The 25,227-nt window shown below is 47.4% G+C and carries 27 protein-coding genes; 6 read left to right on the top strand and 21 right to left on the bottom strand.

What is annotated here, in order from left to right:
* Positions 1 to 48: 48 nt before the first annotated feature.
* The 13 genes from DWY63_RS04110 to DWY63_RS04050 all read right to left on the bottom strand — a co-directional run bounded on the left by DWY63_RS04110 (position 49) and on the right by DWY63_RS04050 (position 10,464).
* The gene (locus DWY63_RS04110) at positions 49 to 1,143 is read right to left on the bottom strand and encodes a glycosyltransferase family 4 protein (RefSeq protein WP_117801412.1); all 1,095 of its coding nucleotides are present in this window, start codon (positions 1,141 to 1,143) and stop codon (positions 49 to 51) included.
* Complete coding sequence (locus DWY63_RS04105; protein WP_117801411.1) at positions 1,143 to 1,727, bottom strand: acyltransferase; 585 nt, start codon at positions 1,725 to 1,727, stop codon at positions 1,143 to 1,145. The genes DWY63_RS04110 and DWY63_RS04105 overlap by 1 nt, the downstream gene beginning before the upstream one ends.
* Before the next feature lie 15 nt (positions 1,728 to 1,742).
* The gene (locus DWY63_RS04100; protein ID WP_117801410.1) at positions 1,743 to 3,011 is read right to left on the bottom strand and encodes a glycosyltransferase family 4 protein; all 1,269 of its coding nucleotides are present in this window, start codon (positions 3,009 to 3,011) and stop codon (positions 1,743 to 1,745) included.
* A 264-nt stretch (positions 3,012 to 3,275) separates the two neighbouring features.
* Positions 3,276 to 3,533, bottom strand: a complete 258-nt coding sequence (locus DWY63_RS04095) for a hypothetical protein (RefSeq protein ID WP_117801409.1) — start codon at positions 3,531 to 3,533, stop codon at positions 3,276 to 3,278.
* Positions 3,534 to 4,234: 701 nt separating this feature from the next.
* Positions 4,235 to 5,464, bottom strand: a complete 1,230-nt coding sequence (locus DWY63_RS04090; RefSeq protein WP_117801408.1) for a peptidase U32 family protein — start codon at positions 5,462 to 5,464, stop codon at positions 4,235 to 4,237.
* Positions 5,461 to 6,126, bottom strand: coding sequence for an O-methyltransferase (locus DWY63_RS04085; protein ID WP_117801407.1), 666 nt, complete (start codon positions 6,124 to 6,126; stop codon positions 5,461 to 5,463). Before DWY63_RS04085 ends, DWY63_RS04090 begins: the two co-directional genes overlap by 4 nt.
* A gap of 30 nt (positions 6,127 to 6,156) precedes the next feature.
* On the bottom strand, positions 6,157 to 6,570 hold the full coding sequence (locus DWY63_RS04080; protein ID WP_117801406.1) for a solute-binding protein: 414 nt from the start codon (positions 6,568 to 6,570) through the stop codon (positions 6,157 to 6,159).
* Positions 6,571 to 6,596: 26 nt separating this feature from the next.
* Positions 6,597 to 6,932 carry a YlbF family regulator gene (locus tag DWY63_RS04075; protein ID WP_158568317.1) on the bottom strand — a complete coding sequence of 112 codons (336 nt, stop codon included), beginning with the start codon at positions 6,930 to 6,932 and terminating at the stop codon, positions 6,597 to 6,599.
* Positions 6,933 to 6,937: 5 nt separating this feature from the next.
* Positions 6,938 to 8,602: a ribonuclease J gene (locus DWY63_RS04070; protein WP_055218756.1), complete on the bottom strand. Its 1,665-nt coding sequence runs from the start codon at positions 8,600 to 8,602 to the stop codon at positions 6,938 to 6,940.
* A gap of 178 nt (positions 8,603 to 8,780) precedes the next feature.
* Positions 8,781 to 9,041 carry a DUF1292 domain-containing protein gene (locus DWY63_RS04065; RefSeq protein WP_055265056.1) on the bottom strand — a complete coding sequence of 87 codons (261 nt, stop codon included), beginning with the start codon at positions 9,039 to 9,041 and terminating at the stop codon, positions 8,781 to 8,783.
* Between the two features lie 15 nt (positions 9,042 to 9,056).
* Positions 9,057 to 9,500, bottom strand: a complete 444-nt coding sequence (gene ruvX, locus DWY63_RS04060) for a Holliday junction resolvase RuvX (RefSeq protein ID WP_055228327.1) — start codon at positions 9,498 to 9,500, stop codon at positions 9,057 to 9,059.
* An 11-nt stretch (positions 9,501 to 9,511) separates the two neighbouring features.
* Complete coding sequence (locus DWY63_RS04055) at positions 9,512 to 9,775, bottom strand: IreB family regulatory phosphoprotein (RefSeq protein WP_022461716.1); 264 nt, start codon at positions 9,773 to 9,775, stop codon at positions 9,512 to 9,514.
* A gap of 206 nt (positions 9,776 to 9,981) precedes the next feature.
* Positions 9,982 to 10,464: a glycoside hydrolase family 3 N-terminal domain-containing protein gene (locus DWY63_RS04050; RefSeq protein WP_243001834.1), complete on the bottom strand. Its 483-nt coding sequence runs from the start codon at positions 10,462 to 10,464 to the stop codon at positions 9,982 to 9,984.
* Positions 10,465 to 10,600: 136 nt separating this feature from the next.
* On the opposite strand from DWY63_RS04050, the gene DWY63_RS04045 reads away from it, so the two are divergent.
* Positions 10,601 to 10,843 (top strand): hypothetical protein, encoded by a 243-nt coding sequence (locus DWY63_RS04045; RefSeq protein ID WP_055265060.1) that lies wholly within the window; start codon positions 10,601 to 10,603, stop codon positions 10,841 to 10,843.
* A 38-nt stretch (positions 10,844 to 10,881) separates the two neighbouring features.
* Complete coding sequence (locus DWY63_RS04040; RefSeq protein ID WP_117509614.1) at positions 10,882 to 11,082, top strand: Uma2 family endonuclease; 201 nt, start codon at positions 10,882 to 10,884, stop codon at positions 11,080 to 11,082.
* Here the strand turns inward: DWY63_RS04040 and DWY63_RS18660 are convergent.
* Positions 11,068 to 11,193, bottom strand: coding sequence for a hypothetical protein (locus DWY63_RS18660; RefSeq protein WP_330415410.1), 126 nt, complete (start codon positions 11,191 to 11,193; stop codon positions 11,068 to 11,070). The genes DWY63_RS04040 and DWY63_RS18660 overlap by 15 nt on opposite strands.
* Positions 11,194 to 11,492: 299 nt before the next feature.
* Between DWY63_RS18660 and DWY63_RS04030 the strand changes: the two genes are divergently transcribed.
* Complete coding sequence (locus DWY63_RS04030; RefSeq protein ID WP_055265066.1) at positions 11,493 to 12,128, top strand: helix-turn-helix domain-containing protein; 636 nt, start codon at positions 11,493 to 11,495, stop codon at positions 12,126 to 12,128.
* Entirely contained in the window at positions 12,109 to 12,930 is an 822-nt protein-coding gene (locus DWY63_RS04025; RefSeq protein ID WP_117801403.1) for a hypothetical protein, read from the top strand. The genes DWY63_RS04030 and DWY63_RS04025 overlap by 20 nt, the downstream gene beginning before the upstream one ends.
* Positions 12,931 to 13,014: 84 nt before the next feature.
* Here DWY63_RS04025 and DWY63_RS04020 read toward each other — a convergent pair whose 3' ends face one another.
* The 3 genes from DWY63_RS04020 to DWY63_RS04010 all read right to left on the bottom strand — a co-directional run bounded on the left by DWY63_RS04020 (position 13,015) and on the right by DWY63_RS04010 (position 18,677).
* On the bottom strand, positions 13,015 to 15,042 hold the full coding sequence (locus DWY63_RS04020) for a glycoside hydrolase family 31 protein (RefSeq protein ID WP_117801402.1): 2,028 nt from the start codon (positions 15,040 to 15,042) through the stop codon (positions 13,015 to 13,017).
* Positions 15,043 to 15,131: 89 nt separating this feature from the next.
* Complete coding sequence (gene yicI / locus DWY63_RS04015) at positions 15,132 to 17,450, bottom strand: alpha-xylosidase (protein WP_117801401.1); 2,319 nt, start codon at positions 17,448 to 17,450, stop codon at positions 15,132 to 15,134.
* 276 nt (positions 17,451 to 17,726) lie between these two features.
* On the bottom strand, positions 17,727 to 18,677 hold the full coding sequence (locus DWY63_RS04010) for a phospho-N-acetylmuramoyl-pentapeptide-transferase (protein WP_117801400.1): 951 nt from the start codon (positions 18,675 to 18,677) through the stop codon (positions 17,727 to 17,729).
* 167 nt (positions 18,678 to 18,844) lie between these two features.
* On the opposite strand from DWY63_RS04010, the gene DWY63_RS04005 reads away from it, so the two are divergent.
* Both DWY63_RS04005 and DWY63_RS04000 read left to right on the top strand, forming a co-directional pair.
* A complete protein-coding gene (locus DWY63_RS04005; RefSeq protein ID WP_022463035.1) occupies positions 18,845 to 19,720 on the top strand; it encodes an AraC family transcriptional regulator in 876 nt (291 codons plus the stop codon).
* Positions 19,721 to 19,765: 45 nt separating this feature from the next.
* Entirely contained in the window at positions 19,766 to 20,407 is a 642-nt protein-coding gene (locus DWY63_RS04000; protein WP_117509586.1) for an endonuclease III domain-containing protein, read from the top strand.
* Between the two features lie 90 nt (positions 20,408 to 20,497).
* Here the strand turns inward: DWY63_RS04000 and DWY63_RS03995 are convergent, their stop codons facing one another.
* The 4 genes from DWY63_RS03995 to DWY63_RS03980 form a co-directional block, all read right to left on the bottom strand.
* A complete protein-coding gene (locus DWY63_RS03995) occupies positions 20,498 to 20,935 on the bottom strand; it encodes a MarR family winged helix-turn-helix transcriptional regulator (RefSeq protein ID WP_022463033.1) in 438 nt (145 codons plus the stop codon).
* 163 nt (positions 20,936 to 21,098) lie between these two features.
* Positions 21,099 to 22,448, bottom strand: coding sequence for an MATE family efflux transporter (locus DWY63_RS03990; RefSeq protein WP_117801399.1), 1,350 nt, complete (start codon positions 22,446 to 22,448; stop codon positions 21,099 to 21,101).
* Entirely contained in the window at positions 22,432 to 22,896 is a 465-nt protein-coding gene (locus DWY63_RS03985; RefSeq protein WP_022463031.1) for a MarR family winged helix-turn-helix transcriptional regulator, read from the bottom strand. The genes DWY63_RS03990 and DWY63_RS03985 overlap by 17 nt, the downstream gene beginning before the upstream one ends.
* A gap of 173 nt (positions 22,897 to 23,069) precedes the next feature.
* Positions 23,070 to 25,211, bottom strand: coding sequence for an ATP-binding protein (locus DWY63_RS03980; protein ID WP_117801526.1), 2,142 nt, complete (start codon positions 25,209 to 25,211; stop codon positions 23,070 to 23,072).
* Positions 25,212 to 25,227 lie beyond the last annotated feature (16 nt).

Genomic DNA, 25,227 nt, shown 5'->3' with positions numbered 1-25,227 from the left:
TCTATCAATCACGATGTCTTTCCTTCTCACCTAATTGTTCTAACATTTCTAAACCATATCAAAACAATATTTCATTGCTTGCAAATATACGTTTTCCGAGTGATTTTTTTCACAATATTCTCTATTCACTTGGCATATACTGCCTATCATCTCGTTTTGCTCGTACAGTCTTCCATAAATATGTTTTACATCGCACTTCTTCATCACAATTCCATTCACACCGTCTTCCACAATATCTGGAATACCAGCATGATCTGTTGTAATAATAAACATTCCATTACCCATTGCTTCCAGAATACTAATAGGCTGGCCCTCGTTGGGATATCGAGTTGGCAGTGCAAAAAGATAGCATTTTTTCAGAAGTTCTCTCTTCTGTTCGCCACCTACAATCCCATGATATGTAACATACTCCTCCAGCTTATTTTCTTTTATATAGCTTTCAAAGTAATCTTTTTCACTGCCTTCAAAGAACTTGCCTGCAAAATCAAAATGGAATCTTTTCTCTCCACCAGCGTCTACACGCTCTTTTTCGGCTTTTGCCATTTCAAGAACGAATGGATATCCCTTACTTCTAATAAAGTTGCTCAGCCAAAGAACATGAAGAACTTTTTCATTTTCTAATGCTTTCAGCTTTTTTTCGATTTCTTGGTCTGTGAGCAAATACTGATCATCAACGCAGTTTTCTACGACAAAAATCTTATCATCATCAATCATCCCTTCAAAAATCTTCTTTAGAGACTTTGACAAAACAATTACACCAGAGAGTTTTTTGATGGCTTTATAATTTGCTTTGCGTTGCCAGCTGGCCATATCGTTATCAACTAATTGACGATAGTAACCGCCGTGGAGATGAATCAAACATTTCTTGTGTTGCAATTCCAACAGCTTAAAAATAACTAAGTCCCGAAGATTCCCGCCCTTAGTTTGGCTGATTGTAAAGTAAAACAAATCTGCTTTACTACAACTTATCTTCAGGAGATTTTTTATAAAGTTCTTATTGTTAGTAATATCCACCTTTTCAAATTCAAATTCTCCATGTGGATCAAACTCGGAATTCAAATTTGAATTGTAAAGAGTTTCAACTGCCTTAGATAATCCATGCATCGGAGGAGGAAACTGAGCAATAAAGCATATTTTCTTCATCAACTATTGCCCTCCAGCCTCTTAATAACCCTCGCCGGATTTCCCACAATCACACAGTTATCTTCAAATTTCCCAGCTACCACAGCACCGGCACCGACAACGCAGCCATCGCCCAGCACTGTGCCTTTCAGGATTATGCTATTGCACCCGATGAAGCAGTTCTTGCCGATTTTGATTTCTCTGCTTGGCACCAAATTACTGTCACCACCATTTTCATCTCGAAGCAGTTTATTTCTGGTTTCAGCTTCGATAGGATGGAAGTCGTTGTCCAGAATTTTACAGTTACCGCCGATGCAGGTATTCTCACCAATCATGATCTTCTTGCGGGCGTAAATCGTTGCTCCACTTATACCAACGTTATCTCCGATTTCAATCTCTGCACCTGGTGCGCGAGTAACAATAATCGTCCGGCTGTAAAGGCCCACCAGATTGCTGAGGAAGCTGCTCTTAATCGTGACATTCTCGCCAATCTTCAGCTTGGCACCGCCCTTGTTGAAAATGATTGGCACGCCCTTCAGCAAGAGGTTCTTTCCATATTCAACTTTTGTCATCTTCATAACCAGCTTGAACCAGTTACTGTTCATTCCCTCTCGCCTCCTTTACAGCTTCAGAATTTCTTCTGCATACTTCTGTACACTTACGTTTCTAGTTAGATTTTTCTCAAGGTTTTCCCGGCTTCTGGCCCCCATTGCTTTCAGCTCTTCACCGCCAGCATTGTCAATAAACCACCGGATATTTTCCGCAACCTTGTCATACTCGCCCGGCTCACAGCACAGGCCACCCTTTGTGTCCTCAATGATGCAGCGGATCTCAGATCCAGATTCCAAGACCCCTAAAATGGGCTTCGAAGCGGCCATTATTCCGTATGCTTTTGACGGGCAGCTCACGCCTTTAATACCTTTCGCGTTCACACACCAGTGAACATCACCAGCGTTCAGACTATAAATCAAGTCAGCTTTGTCCTGGTACGGAATAAAGGTCACATTCTCCATGTGATGCTCGGACACATAGTCTTCCAGTGTTTTCAGTACAGAACCAGCACCTACAAAGGCAAATACGACTTCTCGACCATCTGCGGTCTTTGTATCGGCACCAAATTTTCCGACCACTTTAATTAGATTCTCTAGGTCATAGTACAAACCGATGTTGCCGGAATACATGATGACAAATTTGCCATCCAGACCGTACTTCTTCTTGAAGGCCAGAACCTTTTCATTACTCTCATCCAGCGGATAGATCTCATTCTCATCGATCCAGTTGTTGATCATGACAGTCTTAGGGACTTTCTTGCCCTTGAACCGCCCCACTACCGTCTCAACCAGATCCCTGCCAACGGTGATGATCAAGTCACTTCTCTTGCAGCTGAACTTGTCAAACCACATCATGGCATCGGTCACAAATTTGCTCTTGGTGTAACCAACAGCCAGCACCTGCTCCGGGTTGAAGTCCTGAATGTTATAGATGTACTTAGCGTGTTTTACCCATTTTCCCCAAACACCCAGCAGGCCGCCGAGGATAGGCGGCTGGGAAATAGAGAACACATAGTCCTGCTTTCCGACCTTGAATGTCGCACTCATTGCCCCAAAGAAATAGGAAACAATGTTCTTCACACGGCTTTTCTTGTTGGTCTTGCTGAACTCCGGCACTCGGATTCGCAGGACTTTCACACCGTTGATTTCTTCTTCGTAATATTTCTGCGTCTTGTATTTTTCTTCGATAGTTCCTAAGTAACTCGGCACCACGCAGATGACCGTAATGTTGAACTTATCCAGCATACCCTCCGCCAGCTCACGGAGAATCTGCCCCGTTGACGCAGTATCTGGAATATAGTAATGAGCGTAGATCAAAAGATTTTTCTTATTAGGCATTCCGCTATATTCCTCTCACTCTTTTTTGAATTGCCGATACCCCTTTAATCGGCATGGATATATGTACACATCCCGCAGGATTGTAATTAACTTCTTAAAAATCAGCTCGATGTGTTTATCACAGCGATGTGCTTAACTATTGCTCACACTTCAACTGAACAAATTCCCAGTTTTATTGAGTACACACCCTTTGATGCAGCACTCAGATTTCCCTCAACTGAAACTTTGAAGTACAAACCTTAAGGACAACTCACTGACAAAGTGTTAGGTCTTATTGTCAAAACTCGCAGTCGCACTTCTCCATTTTTCAAAGTGCTGACCCTTATTGTCATAACCCGTAAACCAACTTACTTTGTTAAAACTGTACAAGTTCATATCCTGCTCTTGTTGCAACATGAACAATCCTCTACCCCTCACTACCTCTAATTCTCCAGAAAATGCAGGTATCATGTCCATCTCTTGTCTGCAATAAACTTTTCCAGAAAAATAGATTTTGGGCTTTTCAACACTTTCAACCTCCACCTCTAATTCTCCGGAAAAATGAAGGTATCATGTCCGTCTCTTGCTCTGCAATAAAACAGGCTCGCAGTAGGGGTATTTTGCATGAGTTTTATACGCCACCGTAGACCATCATGCCGCCACTGAAAGTTTGAGGTAGACATTGTTTGACGCTGCAACGTAATTTTTAGTGCATTTTGTATATTTTATTGAGTGATTTTTAAAATTTTGTTGTTTACTATGACAAAAAAATTTCATTAAGTGATTTTTTCACTCCATTCTCATGCAATATTTCCGGTTAATTAGAGGTATACATATCTCTACGCAAACTCTCATTTTTCTGTATCAGGGTGTAGCGAAAAGCTCACGTATTGCTAAAATCTATGTTTTTATGACTCCACCCCTGACCATTCTATTTTTCCGGAGAATTAGACCTAGACATTGCCAGTTATATACATTCCGTTTGTAATGATACTTAACATATTTTTGTGACTTATGGCCTATTAAAACAGCATTTAGCCTTAGTCCAATAATATCATGTATATTCTAGCTTATTTGCTCCAGTTTGTAAACATTATGAAGCAACTTTCTTCACAGAATGTCGAACTTTTTCCTATTTGTTTCTTTTATCATTACCATTATTTTACATGATCTCTATTCGCGCAAAAAAAGGATTAGCAACCCTTCGAAAATGACACGTTCCTAATCCCTTTTATTTTCCTATCCTATTCCATTTCTTTCCTTCTCAAAATATCAAACCTATCCAATTCCACGCCAAGATCAATCCACAATTTCTGCTTCGGATGCGGCGCACTCTCCATCTGGTTCCCTTCATCATCCCAGATCCCCTTCACCGTAACGCAGACATTCTCCCCATCCGGTTTCATCACTTCAATCTCTTCCCCAACCGAAAACTTATTCCTCTGCTCAATCGCATATCTGCTTTTTTCATTCTTCTCCCCAACAATCCCCAGATACGTATACTCCTTCACATACGTATTACTATCATAAATCTGGCTCTCATGATCCGGCTTTCCATAGAAAAATCCCGTAGTAAACTGCCTGTACGTACAGTTCGAGATCTGATCCCGATACCACTCCATATTCTCCTCATACTTCTTAGGGCTCTCCAGATAATCATCAATCGCCTTCCGATACGTCCTTGCCACCGTCGCCACATACAGCGCCGTCTTCATTCTTCCTTCAATCTTATAACTGTCAATCCCCGCATCCAGCAAATCCGGGATATGCTCAATCATACAAAGATCTTTCGAGTTAAAGATATAAGTTCCTCTCTCATTCTCATACACCGGCAGATACTCCCCCGGTCTGGACTCTTCCACGACCGCATACTTCCACCGGCACGGATGGGTGCAGGCGCCCTGGTTCGCATCTCTTCCCGTGAAATAATTGGACAGCAGACATCTTCCCGAGTACGAAATACACATCGCCCCATGAATAAACGTCTCGATCTCCATCTCCTCCGGAATATGCTCCCGGATTTCCCGGATTTCTTCCAGGGACAGCTCTCTTGCCGTCACAACGCGCTTTGCGCCCTGCTCGTACCAGAACTGATACGTTCCGTAGTTCGTATTGTTTGCCTGAGTACTGATATGCCGCTCGATTTCCGGGCATACCTCCATGGCGATGCGGTACACGCCCGGATCGGAGATGATGAGCGCGTCCGGTCCGATCTCTTTTAATTCGGCAAAGTAAGCGCGTACGCCCTCCAGATCCTGGTTATGTGCCAGAATATTCGCGGTGACATACACTTTCACTCCATGCGCATGCGCAAACTCCACACCTTCTTTCATATCTTCCATCGAAAAGTTCTTCGCCTTCGCCCGAAGTCCGAAGACTTCTCCGCCGATATATACGGCATCTGCGCCGAAGATCACTGCTACTTTTAATACTTCCAGACTGCTGGCTGGAACCAGTAATTCCGGTTTTCTCATGTTGTTTCCTCTCTCTTCTCATGGCTTTTCATCGTGATCGCGATTCCATCTCCCAGCGGCACGACCGATGTCAGCAGCCCTTCATTGTGTGTCAGTTCAAATAAGTATTCCCGCATCCGTTTGTGGATCGTGCGGTTCCGGCGTTCCACGGCGAAGCGGGATTCGATGATGTCGCCGTCCTGCAGCACGTTGTCGGTGATCAGTACGCCGTTCTTGTCAAGGACACGCAGGACTTCCGGCAGGAAGTGGATGTACTGTCCCTTAGCGGCGTCCATAAAGATAAAATCGTACGGGCCGTCCAGGGTTTTTAAGACTTCTGCAGCGTCTCCCGGGATCAGCGTGATGCGGTCGGCGAAGCCGGATTTTTCGAAGTTCTCCCGTGCGATCGGGATGCGTTTTTCGTAATTTTCTATTGTGGTAATCTCTGCGTCCGCTTCACCGTACTGTGCCATGAAAACAGCAGAGAATCCTACGGCAGTTCCTACCTCCAGGATTCTCTTTGGCTGTTTCATCTTTAAGAATACTTTTAAAAAGCTCTGCATTTCACGGCGAATGATCGGCACCCGGTCCTGTTTGGCCGTCCGCTCCAGATTTTCCAGAAACGGGGTGTGGCCGGTGTCCAGGGAATTGATGTAGGTTACCATTCGTTCGTCTATTATCATGTAAGATTCCTCTTGTTTTGCAAACGTGCGTTATTCCGCGGACGGCTGTCCTTCGGTGTTGACGCCCGCCAGAATTTCCAGCATTTCATCGACGGTCTGTGCGGTGTTCAGCACGTAGGAACCGTCCTTGATGCCGCCGTAGTAGCCGGACAGGCGGTACTGGACTTCGAAAACCAGAAGGCTTTCGTCGATCAGTCCGTTGTCTTTCAGGAGTTCGCCAAGTTCTTTCGCCTCCACGCCGGAACGCACCTGTACGGTGACCTCCTTTCCTTTTCCTCTGGATGCGACTGGCTCCTCGGCAAACACGTCATGTCCAAACTGATATGAAGTTTTCGCTGCCAGAATGATCACAAGAATCACGCAGACGTAAATGAGCAGGCGCACGGTTCCTTTCGCACCTGTCAGCGCTGCGCGGTATCCGGCATCCCTTTTCTTTTCGGACATGGGCGCTCTCCTTTTGATTTTCGGTTTTAGATTTCCGGTACTCCGATGCGGATTGCCTCTGAAATGCAGTCCTGCACCTTCTGTACCATCTTACAGACCTCGAGTTCCGCTTCAAGATAGGCGTTTGCTTTCTCGCTTTTGCGGAGTGCGTAGGAATCCCGCTCGAGGGAATCTACGGCGTCGTAGAGGTCTACGTTTTCTGACTGCTGCAGTCGATAATTGCGGATTCGATAGTCATCGACCCGGCTTTTTAAGTCCGGGTCTTTTTCAAGTTCCTCTTCCATCCACAAGTAATTCTGATATGCCCTGCTCTCCCTCATTTCTTCGATGAGCGCATCCAGACATTCTGTTACTTTGTCCATGGTATTTATGCCTCCATGATGATCGGAAGGATCATCGGTCTTCTCTTTGTTTTCTTCCATACATAATCGCCGAGGGCATCTTTGATCGTGGATTTGATCTTGCCCCAGTCGGAGATATTTTTGGAAAGGCAGCCATCCAGTGCCTCTTCTACAACTTCTCTTGCCTCGCCCATCAAATCCTCGGATTCGCGTACATAGACGAAACCGCGGGATACGATATCCGGGCCGGCCAGAAGCTGGTTCGTTCTCTTTTCGAGAGTCAGTACAACGACCATGATTCCGTCCTCGGACAGATGCTGGCGGTCACGCAGGACGATATTTCCTACATCACCAACGCCGAGTCCGTCGACCATGATGGCTCCGGTGTGGACTTTGCCAGTTACTGCTGCGCCGTCCTCGTCGAGTTCCATGACATCACCGGAATACATGAGGAAGATGTTCTCTTTCGGGATGCCGAGGCTCTGTGCTACTTCTGCGTGTGCTTTTAAGTGACGGTATTCGCCGTGTACCGGGATCGCGTATTTCGGTTTTACCAGGGAGTAGATCAGCTTGATTTCCTCCTGGCAGGCATGTCCGGATACGTGAACGTCCTGGAATACGACGTTGGCACCCTGTGCAGACAGTTCGTTGATGACGTTCGAAACGGCTTTTTCATTTCCCGGGATTGGGTGGGAACTGAAGATCACGGTGTCGCCCGGCAGGATCGAGATCTTTTTGTGCAGGTGTGCCGCCATACGGGACAGTGCTGCCATGGACTCGCCCTGGCTTCCGGTGGTGATCAGGACAAGCTGCTCGCCGGTGTAGTTTTTCATCTGCTCCACATCGATCAGGGTATTTTCCGGGATATTGATGTAGCCCAGCTCCTGCGCGATGGAGATGATGTTGACCATACTGCGGCCTTCGATGACAACTTTACGGCCGTATTTATAAGCAGAGTTGATGATCTGCTGCACACGGTCGACGTTCGATGCGAAGGTTGCGATGATGATTCGGGAATTCTGATGCTCGGCAAACAGGCCGTCGATCGTCTTTCCTACGGTACGCTCGGACATGGTAAAGCCAGGCCGCTCTGCATTGGTACTGTCGCACATCAGTGCCAGAACGCCTTTCTTTCCGATCTCTGCGAATCTCTGCAGGTCGATGACATCACCAAAGACTGGTGTGTAGTCGACTTTGAAGTCTCCGGTGTGGACAATAATGCCTGCCGGGGAGTAGATGGCCAGTGCTGCTGCATCTGCAATACTGTGGTTTGTTTTAATAAACTCAATACGGAATGCGCCCAGGTTGATGGACTGTCCGTGTTTGATGATTTTCCGTTTTGTGGTGCGGAGCAGGTTGTGCTCCTTTAATTTGTTTTCGATCAGGCCAATCGTCAGTTTGGTGGCGTAGACCGGCACGTTCACTTCTTTTAAGATGTACGGCAGCGCACCGATGTGGTCCTCGTGGCCGTGGGTGATGACGAAGCCTTTGACTTTGTCGATGTTTTCTTTCAGATATGTTACATCTGGAATGACCAGGTCGATACCGAGCATGTCGTCTTCCGGGAATGCAAGTCCGCAGTCTACGACGATGATACTGTCCTCATACTCGAAAACGGTGATGTTCATACCGATCTGTTCCAGACCGCCAAGCGGTATAATTTTTAATTTACTTCCATTATTCTTTTTCAAATAGCACCTCCGCGCATGTTTTCCAAACGATTCCGTTACCGGTACGGCTTCACGCACGCATCCCCTGAGCGTCACTTCAGGCTGATGGAGCATGTCCCGCACCTGCAGGATTTGCCCTTTAAAGCGCTGTCCCGGTCCCGCTTCGTCTGCGTCCCGGTATGGCTTCAAAACGGCTGGTTCAATAGGTGATGTCTGCCTCGTCATCCAACATGGAAGCAAATACGCCGGAAACGGCATCGAATTCGGTGTCGTCTTCTACCACAACATACTCTGCCTCTGCGTCGGTGTCGGTGGAGATATCCTTCAGAATATAGGCATTTGCCTCATCGTCCTTTGAATCGGATACCAGAATATAGTTGACTCCATTGATTCTGGTCTGCTCTTCCACGTAAAATTCTTCTTTGCCGCCATCATCTGTTACAAATGTTATTTTTTCCATACAATATTCCTTTGTTCAGTTTTCCTGTGATTCCTTCTGATGGGAAAGATAGTCCAGATATCCCTGCAGGATAAAAACAGCTGCAATCATATCTACGTACTCCTTGCGGTTTTCCCTGCGGATTCCGGTTTCCATCATGGTGCGGTCTGCTTCGACCGTTGTCAGCCGCTCGTCCCACATAACAACGGGCAGGCCTGTCCGTCTCTCCAGCATTTCTTTGAACTCGAGAGATTTTTCGGCCCGCTCTCCGATGTCGTTGTTCATATGTTTCGGGAAGCCGAGTACGATTTTTTCCACGCCGTACTCTTTTGCTATCTCTTCAATCCGGGCCAGCGTCTGACGCAGCTTATTCTCCGATTTTCTGCGGACAATTTCGATTCCCTGCGCAGTAAGACCCAGAGGGTCGCTGACTGCCACCCCTACTGTTTTTGAGCCGTAATCTAATCCCATTATTCTCATAGTAATTACGCTCACTTCCAGGATTCATTTTTGATGTACTCTTTTAACAGTTCCTCTACCAGTTCATCACGCTCTACTTTCATGATCAGGCTTCTGGCTCCCTTAAAGCTTGTGATGTACGTCGGGTCGCCTGACATGATATAGCCTACGATCTGGTTGACTGGATTATACCCTTTTTCTACCATGGCGTTGTAAACGGTTTCGAGTACCTCTTTTACCTGAATCTCCGGCTCTGTTTTTACTTTAAAATATTGTGTGTTACTTAATCCTGACATTCTTTTCACGTCCTCGTATTTATTGATATCATTTATATTCTAATACATGTTATGGGAAATTTCAATCGTGAAATTGCCCAACTATTTGAATGTTACAGTTCACTGCATCTCAGCGAACTGTAACATTCAAAGCCCGCATGGAAAATTTTGCTTTGCGAAGGGGCGGCAGCTATTTCTGATGTTATTTTATCCCTGAAAACGCCGCATTATTCATATGAATTGGAAGTAAAAATCATTTCCAGGATTTTCTGGGCACAGGCGGTCAGGTCTTTTTCCTCGAGATACTGGTCATTTTCGGCACTCAGCGCATCCAGGATTTCGCGGCGGTCGGTGTCGGTTCCCGGCATCACAAGATCGTTTCCGGCAGCGATGCATTTTGCGGCAGAGGAGCCTCCGTCGGCGTTTGTTGTGGTCCAGTCTGTCATGATGATGCCGGCAAAGCCCCATTCCTTTCTTGCAGCGGTTGTGCACAGATCGTAGCTGTTGGCGGTGTGGACACCGTTTACCTTGTTGTAGGAGGTCATGATCGCCTTTGGCTGGGATTCTTTGATTGCAATTTCGAAGCCCTTCAGATAGATCTCACGCAGAGCGCGCTCGGAGACGATGCTCGATACGCCGCGGCGGTTTTCTTCCTGATTGTTGCAGGCGTAATGTTTGATGGTCGTTCCGACGCCGTGCTGTCTCTGCACACCGCGTGTGAGAGCTGCTGCGATGATTCTGACCAGAATTTCGATTGAATTTTCTCCCGCCCTGTTCTATACTAATGTAAACAAATGTAGCTGTTTTTTATTCCAGATAACTACAAAATCGGAGGTATCACGCTTTATGCATATGACACAAATTCAATCTGTCTTAAACGAGAAAAAAATCACGTTTTCCTATACGGAAGAGGATAACTGCGGAAGCATCGACTTTGAGCACCGCGGTCTGCGGTATCATATCTGGGAATTTGCAGACGATGTGGAGCCGGTCGGCGTGGAGACCAATCTGCGGTATGCAGGGCGCGATGAGGAAATCGAAGGCGATTACGATACGATTCTCGCAGAACATTTAAAGAAAGAATTTTAAGCGATTTCATTTCATTTTTGGGAAAAGATGTGTATTTTATGACGCCAGTTCTTCAACCACAGCTCGAAAAAGTCACGCTGGAACAGTATGAAATGCTTCCAGAAGAGAAACGCTTCGAAGTTTTTGACGGTGTCATCTACGACATGGCAAGCCCTTCGCAGGTTCATCAGGCACTATCCATGCAGCTTTCTACACTCATCAATACTTACATTCTTCGCAAAAAATCATATATTTTCTAACGCTGCCAGAAACAGCTCATAGAAGTCATCTTCCCCTTCAAGCGCCGGGGAATTTTCTCCGCCGCCATTGGTGCTGCGTTTGATTTCTACGTAAAATTCTTCACCTGCCATGGCAAGATCCATTTCATAGATGGAAACGCCATAGGCATGGCAGATTTCGCAGAATGCGTGGATTGGATTCGGATTTTCCCTTGTCTGAAGCAGTTTTTCACGCAGAATGGGGTCTGCCTTTGCTTTTTTCTGTCAAGCTTTTGCCTGCACTGCAGGGAAGTTCTTTCATCGCCATGATTGCTGTTCTCAGACATCTGCGAGCCGTAACTTTTCTCAATCAGTTCGTTTTTTGTCAATAAATGATTTCTTGACGCTTTCAGATCTCTGTGATACAGTAATGGCAGAAACGAGGTGATTGCATGAAAAACACATTTGAGCAGCAGATTTACGAGATCTTTGGAACAACGGACCCAAAGGAGCTGCGCAAGCTTTCCAAAGACGCGAAACAATACCAGCAGTTAGCGAAAAAAGAAGCACTGCGCCATGCGGCTGGAAGAAAACCAGCTTTTTCGCTGCCGCAAATCATTCAGATGGCTGCCATGCAGCAGCAGGGAAAAAGTATTGCCGAGATCGCGCGCACCTTTCAGGTCAGCAGGCAGACAGTATACAATCAAATTGCCCGTGCTCACTGTTTCAGCACGGATCCCGATGTCAAAACGCGGATGTGTTTTCTTTACCGCGATCAGCTTTGCACAACGATTGATATCGACTTCCGTCATGAGAAAATTGCAATCCAGAATTACACAAAAAAAATTCCGCTTCGTGCCTTTGGCGTTGTGGAGCATCCGACCTGGGATGATTTTACCTGGTTTCTGGAAAGTCGCTGTTTTCCCAAAACACGCGATCATGCCAAAGATATTTTAAAAGAAATGGGACTTCCCTTTTATGATCCGCTGCTTATCATTGAAAAAACAGATGGGCGAATGGCCGGTGACGAGCAATGGATCCTGATTCTGAAAAATAAGGAGGCACGCCATGGAACAGATCCGTCTTGATAATCAGCTGCCTGTCAAAAAAACAGATCACACCTCAAAAGGGGACCAGCTCAAGTGGAAAATCGGTAATATCTGGTACAAATCCGACTATATGGGATATGAGGGACTCTCGGAGACACTGGTGTCTCATTTACTGCAAAAAAGCACTCTTTCCCATCCGTTTGTCCTGTATCAGCCTGTTCGGATTGCATACCGCGGCACTCTCCGCAGTGGCTGTTCCAGTCCTGATTTTCTAAAAGCAAATCAGATGCTGATCCCATTGGAAAAACTGTACCGTCAGAATACCGGAGACAGTCTGGCAATCTCACTTGCTGCTTTTTCAGAACCTGCGGAACGCATTCGTTTTCTGGCAGACCAGTTAGAAAACATGACGGGAATTCAGAACTTCGGCGCATATTTGACCGCTATGCTGGAAATTGATGCCTTCTTTCTGAATGAAGACCGGCACACCAACAACATCGCTGTTCTATATGATACAGAAACAGAGCAATATTCTCCAAGTCCTCTATTCGATCAGGGTTTATGCCTGTTTGCAGACATTAGCAATGACTATCCTCTGGATCTGCCGATGGATGTCTGTATAGAACGCATCGAAGCCAAACCTTTCAGCTCTGATTTTGATACACAGCTGGATGCTGCGGAGGAATTATACGGTATCCAGCTTCACTTTTCCTTTACTGCAAAAGATGTCTGCACGGAACTGGATTCTCTGGCCGATTACTATCCTCTGGAAATCCGCCAGCGTGTTGAGCAGATCATACGCCGACAGATGCGCAAATATGGATATCTGATGCGCAGTTAGAGTCGAAAAGAAAACAGTACAGAAAAGTCCCCACGCTGTGTGTGTCTTCTGTACTGTTTTCTTTTTTGACCTTTTTACACGATCTTATGCCATTTTCTTAAATACCGGAATCGAATCGATCGGTGCAGCGGCACGGATAGTCTGTCCGCCTTCGTACACTTTTCCGTCTCTGGTGTCTTCCCAGCGTCCTTCCGGAAGATATACTTCACGCTCAAACTCGTTCAGATGGAAAATCGGCGCTACCAGGTATTCGCTTCCGAACATATACTGATCCTGCAGCTCCCAGCATTTTTTGTCATCCGGGAACTCATAGAACATGGTACGGATCAGCGGAGAACCGTTTTCGGATGCCTCGTCATACAGCTGTTTGATGTAATCGTGCATGCTGATGCGGATGTCGTAATATTTCTTCATGATCCGGTAATTTTCTTCTCCATAGCTCCACAGTTCATTGGACTGGCCGGTATACAGGTAGCCGCCGCCAAAATCACGGTCATCGAGCGGTGGAATGTTGTGCGGTCCGCGGTCGCCGTGCATACGGAAAACAGCAGAGTAAACGGCAAACTCATACCAGCGGATCAGAAGCTGCTGGAAATCCGGGTCGTTGACATCATCTGTCATAAAGCCGCCGATATCGGTTGTCCACCATGGAATGCCGGCAAGACCCATATTAAGGCCGGCCTGGAGCTGATCATAGAAGGCTTCAAAGGTACTCGGCACATCGCCGGACCATACAACATTTCCGTATTTCTGGCTTCCGGTCCAGGCGCAGCGAAGCAGGTTTACAATATTTTCTTCTCCTTCTGCTTTCATGCCGTCATAGAAGACACGGCTGTACATCTGCGGATAGATATTGCTGCAGGAAAGAGCCGGTCCGTCGATATAGCGGTAATGATCGAAATCGTAAACGCCGAAATCCGGTTCTGAGTTGTCCAGCCAGAAGGCATCGATTCCAAAATCATAATAGTTTTTCTTGCAGACTTCCCAGACGTATTTTCTGGTTTCCGGGTTGAACACATCGATTTCCACGCAGTCCCCCTGGAAATCATACGTCTGCAGGGCGCCGCGCTCTGTTTTAATCAGCAGGCCGCGGTCCAGCATCGGCCAGAAGTTCTCGCTCTTCCGGTCTACGCTTGGCCATACGGAAACGATAACTTTGATTCCCATGGAATGCAGTTCGTCCACCATGGCTTTTGGATCCGGCCAGTATTTTTCATCGAATTTCCAGTCGCCCTGTACGGTCCAGTGGAAGAAATCGATGACAATCTGATCGACTTTGATGCCTTCCTTCTGGTAGCGGCGTGCCACTTCAAGCACTTCCTCCTGCGTACGGTAGCGCAGCTTGCACTGCCACAGGCCCATACGGTCCTCCGGGAATTTCGGCGCGCGGCCGGTCACTGCGGTGTAATTTTCCAGGATCTCTTTCGGTGTATCGGCTGCGGTCAGCCAGTAGTCCATATCTTTGGTCGAGCGTGCAGTCCATTCGGTGTAGTTCTTTCCGAAGGTTACCTGTCCGACAGCCGGATTGTTCCACAGCATACCATATCCTAAGCTGGATACGGCGAATGGTACGCTGATCTGGGAGTTCCGCTGCGCCAGCTCCAGGGTGCATCCCTTCAGATCCATGTATTTCTGCTGATACTGGCCCATTCCGAAAATTTTCTCTTCGTCGTTGCTCTCAAATTTCAGGTTCAGGCTGTATTCGCTTCCGCCGATCACACCTTTCCACTCACGGTTGACCGTTTTTAAGCAGCGGCTCTCTTTGCTGATCGTTCCGTCGTAGCAACGGTGATATTCTCTTAAAATTTCCTGATCTTCTTTGTAGAAGGTGATAACTCCTGCAAAGTTGACTACAGCACGGATTTTTCCATTGGTGATCGATGCGCTGGTTCTTTTTCCCATCGATCCGTCGATTTCCAGATGATCGACCTCAAACTGCTCTGCTTTTGCCTCTGTTTTTTCCGGCACTTCGGTCAGTGCCCAGTTTTTTCCGGAAAATTCCGGAAGCATGGTTGCGCGGACACGTAAGGAATCTTTTCCCCACGGCTCAATCCGCAGTGTTTCTCCGTTTACCTGTGCAATTAATACACCATTTTCTGTCTGAAAACGCATTGTTTTATTCTCCTTTTTTGAAAAGAGAGGTCACAGAAAAATTTTCTTTTCCGCGCCTCTCCCTCCCCTATATTCTTACATTCCGATGCTTATGCAACGACAACTTCGTCTGCATCTGCTGCCAGAACAGCTTCTTTCTTTTCATTTCCGACAAAGACTTCTACTTTCAGTTCGGTATGTGCGCCTTCTGCGGATACTTTGACTGCATCGCCTTCTTTGACTGCTTTTACAGTGAATACCGTGTTTCCATGTACATCCGGAACTTTTGTCTCGGCTGCGTCTTTTAACTGATATACGCAAACGGTTGCATGGTCAGCGTAGTCATAATCCGGTTTGGTGTCGCAGTTTCCTCTGACTACGATGCTGTTTTCTCTTACATACAGCGGCATGGAGAAGTAGTCATAGGTTCCCTGGAACCATCTGCCTCCTTCTTTTGTCTCGCCGGTCAGAAGCTCTGTCCAGGTGCCTTCCGGCAGATAGTACTGTGCTACCTTGTCCTCACGGAAGACAGGTGCTACCAGAAGGGCATCACCCAGCATGTACTGCTGATCCAGATACGGAACAGCCGGATCGTTCATGAACTCGAATACCATCGGGCGCATTACCGGGGTTCCTTCCTCGTGTGCCTCTACAGATTTCTGGAAAATGTACGGCATCAGCGAGCATTTCAGGTTGGTGAAGAATTTTACTACGTCGCAGGACTCTTCATCGAACAGCCACGGCACACGGTAGCTTGTGGATCCGTGCAGACGGCTGTGGGTAGACATCAGTCCAAATGCGCACCATCTCTTGTACAGATCCGGTGTTGCGGTGCTCTCGAATCCGGAGATATCATGGCTCCAGAAGGAGAAGCCGCTCATCGCGAAGGAAAGACCGCCGCGCAGCGTTTCTGCCATGGACGGATAGTTTGCGGAGCAGTCGCCGCCCCAGTGTACCGGGAACTTCTGGCTTCCTGCTGTTGCACTTCTTGCAAACAGAACTGCCTCGTTCTCACCTTTTACTTCTTTTAACAGGCTGAATACTGCCTGGTTGTACAGGTATGTATAGTAGTTGTGCATTGCCTGCGGATCGCTTCCGTCGTGGTAAACAACGTCAACCGGGATTCTCTCGCCGAAGTCGGTCTTGAAGCAGTCTACGCCACAGTCCAGAACAGTTCTCAGTTTATCGGTATACCATTTGACCGCATCCGGGTTGGTAAAGTCCACAAGGCCCATACCTGCCTGCCAGTTGTCGGTCTGCCATACGCCTTTTCCGTCTGCTCTCTGCAGCAGATAGCCGTTTGCAGCGCCTTCTTTGAAGAATGTGGTTCCCTGTGCAATATACGGGTTGATCCATGCACAGATGTGAAGACCTTTGTCGTGATATTTCTTTAAGGTTGCGCGGATATCCGGGAAGCATTTCTTGTCCCACTCGAAATCGCACCAGTGGAATTCATGCATCCAGAAGCAGTCGAAATGGAATACGCTCAGCGGAATATTTCTCTTCTCCATTCCCTCGATGAAGGATGTGGTGGTCTCTTCGTCGTAGTTGGTGGTGAAGGATGTGGACAGCCACAGACCAAAGGACCATGCCGGAGGAAGTGCCGGACGTCCGGTCAGTGCGGTGTACTCGTTCATGATCTTCTTCGGTGACGGGCCGTGGAACAGATAGTATTTGATTCTTTCGCCCGGTACGGAGAAGCCGACATACTCTACTTTTTCACTTGCTACTTCGAAAGAAACGTTGTCGGTACTGTCAACGAGAATACCGTAGCCGTTGTTTGTCATGTAGAACGGTACGCATTTGTAGCCGATTTCGGATGCCGTACCGCCGTCCTCGTTCCAGGTGTCTACAACCTGTCCGTTTTTTACGAATGGAGTAAATCTCTCGCCAAGGCCGTATACGCACTCGCCGACGCCAAGGGAGAGCTCGCTTACCATATATGGCTGATATTTTTCGGTCATGTAATTCTGGGCTGGCAGCATGGTGCTCTGCTGACGGTCCCATCTGATATAGGAAAGGTTGCGGAAGCCGCTTCCGGTCAGAACTTTTCCATCTGCCTCGAAGGTGTAAGCAAAGACACCTTCTCTCTGTACGCGGACCTGTACGCTTCCGGTATCAAGAACTGCCTCATCCTCGTTGATCGTTACAGTTACGTCCTCGTATACGCTCTCTGTTTTGTCGAAGGACGGAACTTTGTTGTCGTATGCTTCATAGTGCCATGCTTCCATGGAGATGGTATCCGGTGTGTGTGCCACGAACTCAACGGTGATGGTCGGCAGGTTCAGGGTCATACCTCTGTGCTCGATCGGGCGGGTGGTAGCCAGGATACGCATACCGCCTGGGATCTGCTCTACTTCATAAGCCTGCATTGCATGAGATGCATTTGCTTTTTCACTCGGAAGCCAGTAACCTTCTGTGAATTTCATCTTTTCATTACCTCCTGATTGGATGAGCCTGAAACAGATAGCTGAAAGCACTTTCTTTTCATCAATCTTTACAGAATTATCGTTTCAGGCTGACGTTTTTTGGTAATTTTATACTACCACACTCTTGCTTTCGAAAACAGGGCGGATTCTGTGAAAAAATACGGCGATATTATCTTTTTCTATCTTTTTGGTGTATTCGGGGGCTGGGATGCAAAACGGGAGTGTGCCCCGCAGACGTCTGCAAAAGACACACTCCCGTTTCTCTTCTGTTTTTTCTTATGCTGCAATCAGATACGCAATGACGGCCAGCAGGATCTGCAGGATCACAAAGCGGATCACAACCTGACTGTCGGACCACTTGTATTTCAGGCGGACATGGTCATGCAGCGGTGTTCTTGTATTTTTGAGGATTGCGATTTTCAGGAAACGGAGTAAAAATACTTTGACAAGACCGATTCCTCCGTCGACGATCATCACGCCTGCCATCAGCAGATATAAAAACGGATGGCGGGACTGCATGGCAAGGATGGCGATGTAGAAACCAAGTGCTCTCGAACCGGCGTCTCCCATCAGCATGCTGCTCGGCGAGGTGTTGAAATACAGGTACGCGAGAAGCGCTGCCACGAACAGGTAATTGGCTACGGTGAAGCTTCCAAGGACATCGTGGAAAATCATACTGAACGCGAAGATAACCACACAGGAAAGGCTCGCGCAGAGTCCGTCGACACCGTCGGAACAGTTTGTAACGTTGATCGAAATCCAGATCAGGATGATGCCGAGGATTATGTAGACCACTTTCGGAATGGTAAGGGACATGTTTCCGAAGTAGATCGTGGTGGAATTGTAATTCACAAAGGTGATGACGGTCACAATGGAGATGACGAGGTCAATCGCGCCTTTTTTGTAATCGCTCCACGGGGTTTCGGATGCATCGTCGAGGTAGCCGCTCAGCATGATGCAGACGAGCAGGATCGCGTAGATCACATACTCGGCGCCAAGAGGCAGGAACAGAACGCTTCCGATCAGGAAACAGATGACGATCACGAGGCCGACGCCGCGCAGTTTTCCGCGGGAGAGGCCGCCGTTTACGGCAAATTCTCTGCCGTGATCGCTCGGCAGAAAGGAAAATGGATGCTTTAACGCCAGAAAGGTCAGCAGAAAGGTGACCACGATTCCCAGCATGGCGATCTGGCCGGGATTTAAAAAGTTACTCCATACTTGATACATACGTTTTCTTCCTTCACTTTTCTTTAGATTGAGTTTGCACGAAGCCGTATGTGACGTGGCTTTGTGTTCATTTATTATAACAACTTCATACAAAAATTGCTATACCCAATTCGGGGGTTTCGTGATAAGATAGTGATACACTAAGTTGAACAAAAAAGGAGTTTTTTATGCCACGCAAAGATCATCTGCCGCGCCAGACACGCCAGGAACACATCACGCTGCAGCCGAACCGCAGCATCGAATTTCGCGTAACCGACGATTTCGGCAGTTTTTCGCCGCCGCACTGGCACGACGCGCTGGAAATTATTTATATTCTGGAGGGTTCCTCCATTGTCACGCTCTCGGACCGCACCAAGACCGTCCTTCCGGGTCAATTTCTGCTGATCAATTCCGGGCGTATCCACACGGCGCGCTGTCCGTCCACGGGAAACCGCTCGATTCTGATGCAGATTCCGGATGCGTTCCTTGCGAACTATCTGCCTGATCCGTCACAGCTCTGGTTCTCGATTGACTACGACAGTACGAATCCGGAAGTGCAGAAAAATATCAGCCAGTTCCGGCGTCTTCTGCTTTCGATGATGCAGCTTCATGAGGAAATGCCCGACGGCTATCTGCTGACGTTCCAGCGGGAGCTTTTTACGTTTCTCGATCTGCTCTACACGAAATTTTCTGAGAAGAGCCCGCTTGCGCACCACCCGATGAGCTCCCGGACGCAGACACGGCTCGATACGATTCTGACGTACACGCAGGAAAATTACCAGCGGCCGATTACGCTGAAGGAGGCTGCCGATGTTGTCTCGCTGCAGCCGGAATATTTCTGCCGGTTCTTCCGCCAGAACATGGAAACGACGTATCTGGAATACTTGAATTCCTACCGTCTTTCCCGCATCTACCGCGACCTGATCGCCACGGATCTGCCGGTCGGCACGCTCGCGGAAAAGCATGGCTTTACAAACGATAAGCTATTTCACCGCCTCTTCCGCGAGCGGTTTCACACGACGCCGCTGCAGCTTCGGAAGGCAGCACGCGAGAAAGGCTCCTGATAGCTTTCGCTGTTTTAATATCTTTGAGAATGGGAGTTTAACACGATGACAAAAGAAAAACTGGCGCTTGCCGTCATTGAACGTTTGAAACAAGAATATCCTGACGCCGACTGTACGCTTGACTATGACCAGGCGTGGAAGCTGCTCGTCAGTGTCCGCCTGGCCGCACAGTGCACCGATGCGCGGGTCAATGTTGTGGTGGAGGATCTCTACGCAAAGTATCCTGATATCGATGCGCTGGCAAACGCGACACCGGAGGAAATCGAGGAAATTGTGCGGCCGTGCGGTCTTGGAAAGAGCAAGGCACGCGACATCAACGCCTGCATGCGCATGCTGCGCGACGAGTACCACAGCCAGGTGCCGGATGACTTTAACGCACTTTTGAAGCTCCCGGGCGTGGGACGGAAAAGTGCGAACCTGATTATGGGCGATGTATTCAAAAAGCCTGCGATTGTGACGGATACGCACTGCATCCGGCTGTGCAACCGCATCGGGCTCGTGCATGACTGCAAGGATCCGAAGAAGGTGGAGATGGCACTCTGGAAAATTGTGCCGCCGGAAGAAGGAAGCTCGCTCTGCCACCGGTTTGTGGAGCACGGACGCGAGGTCTGTACTGCGAGGACGACACCGCACTGTGAACGGTGTGTGCTCGCGGATATCTGTGAGAAGAACGGCGTAGAAAAATAGCATTTTTCTATGCGTTTCCATGCGAAAAAGGCTTTTGCATACCGGACAGATTTTTCTGATTCTGTCCCGGCTGCAAAAGCCTTTTTGTTTCTATTTTTTATATGACCGAAAGAAGTCCGTCAGCGCTTTCAGCGTTTTCCCGAGCACCTGCACTTCCTCTTCTCCGAGTTCCGCCATCACGGCATCCGTCATCTGCTCGTGGAATTTTGCGTGATGATGGAATGCCTGCCGTCCCTTTCCGGTCAGGTGGATGTAGACGATCCGGCGGTCCTTCTCGCTGCGCTCCCGCTCGGTGTAGCCTTTTTTCACCAGACTGTTCATCGACGTTGTCAGCGATCCGACCGTGATGTCGAGCTTTGCCGCGATCGATGACATATTGCCGCCCTCCAGGCCGACGGCTTCTATGATGTGCATATCGTTGTTCGTCAGATCCTTGAAATCCTCGGTAATGATCGCCTCTTCTTCCAGTTTTTGTATCTCGTGAAACAGATGGACCAGTGTCTCATTGATGATTTCTCTGTTATCCACTCCTCTTCCCCTTTCCGTCTGTTCTGTCCCTTCTGAACAGGGTTCCGCTCTTTCTGTCTGTATTGTATCAAAAAAGTTCCGGACAAACAATACCAAAAACTGCCTGGGAAACGGCGGATCGCTCCGTGCCGTTTCCCAGGCAGTTCTGTTATGTTTGATTCAATTACATCTGCCCTTTTTTCTTTAACCGTGCAAAGCAGATCATGAAAAAGCAGATGCCGTATACGGTTGTGATCGGGGTGGACATGCCGACGAAGGTCAGGTTCGTATTCGGCAGGTGTGAGAAGAACAGCGCCAGCGGAATACGGATCAGGCAGGCGGAGGTGATTCCCTGGATCATAACCGGGATGCTGATGCCGCGGCCGTTGAAGTATCCGATGCTGCTGAACAGCACACAGGTCAGAATACATTCCGGTGCGAAACCGCGCAGGTAAGCGGCGCTCTGCTCGATAACGGCCGGATCGCTCGTGAAGATTCTGGAGATGACACTTCCACCGAAGAAACCGATGCAGAAAATCACAACTCCAAGAGAGCAGCCCGTTGCGATTGCGGTGAGGAAGCCCTTCCACGCGCGGTCTTTCTTTCCGGCTCCGGTGTTCTGTGCCACGAATGCTGACACAGACTGCATCACAGAGGACGGGATCAGCATGATGAATGAGGTCAGCTTCTGCGCCACACCGTATCCGGCGGACGGCATCAGACCCATGCCGTTGATGATCGAGTTGATCACAAGGAAGGAAATCTGTACGGTCGTCTCCTGCAGCGCGATCGGCACACCGACGTTCAGGACTTTCTTCAGCTCGTCATGGTCGATGCGGCAGTCTTCTTTTTTGAATTCAATCGGCAGATTGCCTTTTTTCAACACACCCATGGAGGCGATGACAGAAATCAGCTGCGCCAGAACCGTCGCAAGCGCTGCTCCCGCAACGTCCAGTTTCAGCACACCGACGAAGAACAGATCTCCGGCAATATTGGCTGCGCAGGCGATGCCGACGAATAAAAGCGGCAGATTTGCATTACCGATTCCGCGAAGCACGCTGCTGATGACGTTGTACGCGATGATGATCAGAATACCGCCGGAACAGATCCGCAGGTAGAGGACGGTTTTGTCAAAAGACTCCGCCGGGACCTGTAAAATATTGGCGATCGGGCCTGCGAACAGCTCCAGAATCACCGTCATGGCGATACCGATGATGGCGAACAGAACAATCGAGGTTCCCACGGTTTTGCCGGCCTTATCCGGCTTGCCCTCGCCGATGTGCTGGCCGATCATAACGGTCGAACCCATCGCAAGGCTGGTGATGATAAATGTTACCATCTGCATGAAGCTGCTTCCGGTTCCGACAGCGGAAATACTCGACGCATCGCCGAACCAGCCGACCACGAGAAGGTCGACCGCACCGTAAGCCGCCTGCAGAATCAGCGCGCCGAGCACCGGCAGCGCAAAGCGGATCAGGGACTGGAAAATCGGTCCCTCTACAAACGATATTTCTTTCTTATTTTCTTTTGCCATTGTTTTTCACTCCTTTTATTCCCGGCATCGTTTCCTGCATCCGTGTGATTGCATGCACAAATTCGTCCACCACCGCGTCGTCCAGATCTGGCAGGCGGGATGCCCATTCCCCGTGAAAGTGCGTCACGCGGAGTTCCACAAACTCTTTTCCCTCTTCGGTCAGTGTCAGGTTGATCACGCGCTTATCTTTTTCATCCGCCTGTTTCACGAGAAGATTTCTCTCCTCCAGTTCCTGCACCAGCTTGGTGATGCTCGGCAGCGTTGTGTTCATATAGCTGCTGATGTCGCTGACGCGGCAGAAGCCCTGCTTTTTCTGAATCTCATTCACCGCATCCAGCACATGCACCTGCCGCGGCTTCATACCGTCCGGCAGGTCCGGGAGTTTCTCGATCAGACGCTTTGCATCAAAACACGCATCCAGGAACTGCTTTAATTTTTCCTGTGTCATGGAAAATGGTCCTTTCTTCTTAAAATTTAGTTATCTTTAGTAATTATCTTTGATAAGTATAGCAGGAAATGAAAAAATGTCAAGAGGGAACTGATGCTAAAAAAGAGCTGATTGAAAGTTCTGGCAATGCCAGATTCTTTCATCAGCTCTTTTCCATATCCATTTGTCACTGTTCAATGAGCTGCATTTCGGTGCCCCCCGCCGGATTTTATGCTTCTGATCGTCTTTTCCAGTACCTTCATCTCAACCGGTTTTGAAACATGGGCATTCATACCAGCTGCCAGAGAATGCTGAATATCCTCAGAAAACGCATTGGCGGTCATAGCAATGATTGGAATTGTCTTTGCCAGTTCATGGGAGCTTCTTCGGATTGCTTTTGTTGCCTCATAACCATTCATAACCGGCATCTGCACATCCATCAGGATCATGTCATAATCCCCCGGAGCAGACTGCTCAAATGCCTCTAAGACCCTTTTACCATTTTCACAGATTGTACACTCTGCACCCTCAATCTTTAACAATTCCATCAGGATTTCTGCATTCAGCTCATTGTCCTCTGCACACAGAAACCTCATTCCTTTCAGGACATTGCCAGCCGGTTCATCCTTTTCTGCCTGTTCTGCTGAAGAAACAAATCTATCTTCTGCTATTCTCAGATCTATAAGAACCTCAAAACAGCTTCCCTGGCCCAGTTCACTCTCCACATCAATGGTGCCTCCCATTGCTTCAACCAGATTTTTGGTAATAGCCATTCCAAGACCAGTTCCCTGTATCTTATTCGTCATAGAACTTTCAGCACGAGTAAAAGCATCAAAAATTGTATCTTTGAAATCTGCCGACATTCCCATGCCATTATCGCTGACCAAGAAACGGTACTTTGCGTAGACAGATGACTTTGTCTCACATTCTTCTACCAGAAACTGAATTTTTCCACCTTCCTGCGTGTACTTCACTGCATTAGAAACCAAGTTGCTGAAAATCTGCATCAGATGAACCTGATCTCCGTTCACCCACTCGTGCCGGATGTTTTCTTTTATGATTGTAAGAGTCTGATTTTTTTCGTCTATCTGTGAATGGAATATGGTATTGAGTTCTGTAATAAAATCCAAGATGGAAAAATCGGTATACTTAAAAACTGTTTTTCCTGCCTCAATTTTGCTCATATCCAGAACATCATTAATGATTCCTAACAGATGCTGTGATGAAATGTCTATTTTATCTGCATACTCTATTACTTTCGCTTTATTACCGGCATCATGTCTGATCAATGATGTCATGCCGATAATTGCATTCATTGGTGTACGAATATCATGTGACATATTGGACAGGAAATCTGTTTTCGCCTTATTTGCATTTTCAGCGGTCTGCAAGGCTTCCGTTGTAATGTTCTTTGCTTTTTTCAGTTTTTTATTGGACTCCTCCATTTCCTTCATTGCCTGCGTCTGAATCTCATTATTTCTTTTTTCGTATTCAGCTTTTTGCTCAGCAAGACTGCGTCTGGAAATACTGTAGAATAATCCGGCAAAAAGCAAAAGTATAAAACCTGCCATGAGTATTGTTTCAAACACTATTGTTTTCTGATAATCTCTCAGTACATTATCTACAACACTTTTTTCTACAATACAAATCAGCATGGTGTTATTATTTTCTATCGGACAGTATCCCAGATAGTAAGGTTTGTCACTTTCCACAAGTTCTACCCCCTGTTCTCTGCCATCCAGCTTTTTTTGAAGAGAATCAGCCTCTTCCTCAGTGATAGCCTGATCTCCTTTTAAATGCTTTAACAAGAAATAGTTCCTGAAAAATTTATCTTCTTTCTGATTTGTATAAGTAATATTTCCGTCGTTATCCAGCATAAACAGATACGCATTCCCGTTATAGCTTTTCACACTTAACATGGAATCTAATTTTGAATGATCATACAAGGTTCCAATTGCCGTATAAGTTTCCCCCTTAATCGTATATTCCTGACATGGAATTGCAACCAGATAACCATCTTTTTTCTTCTGGTTGTAATCAAGAGTAACCAATTTTCCAATATTATATCCGTTCCTCAAATCCAACAAAAGTTTACTTGGCATGTCAACCCGAAGTTTTGTTCCATCAGTGGTTATTGCCTTTCCATTTTCCTGGAGAAATATAAGTGTACTTTCAGATTCTTTCTGCCATGCCTCAAAGAACTTCTTGTTTCTATCCAGTTCAATAGATCTCACTCCCTCTTGAGTAAGAAAATCCTCAAGCATATGCAGCCGACTGTAGTATCCATTCACCTGCAGATCATAGGTCTGCTGTATCTGTTCAACAACTGCTCCCATACTGCTTTTCCCGTTT

This window comes from Blautia sp. AF26-2, assembly GCF_003460955.1.
Lineage (GTDB): Bacteria > Bacillota > Clostridia > Lachnospirales > Lachnospiraceae > Fusicatenibacter > Fusicatenibacter saccharivorans.
The sequence above is the reverse complement of the archived record's forward strand: the minus strand, read 5'-3'. Positions and strand labels throughout refer to the sequence as shown.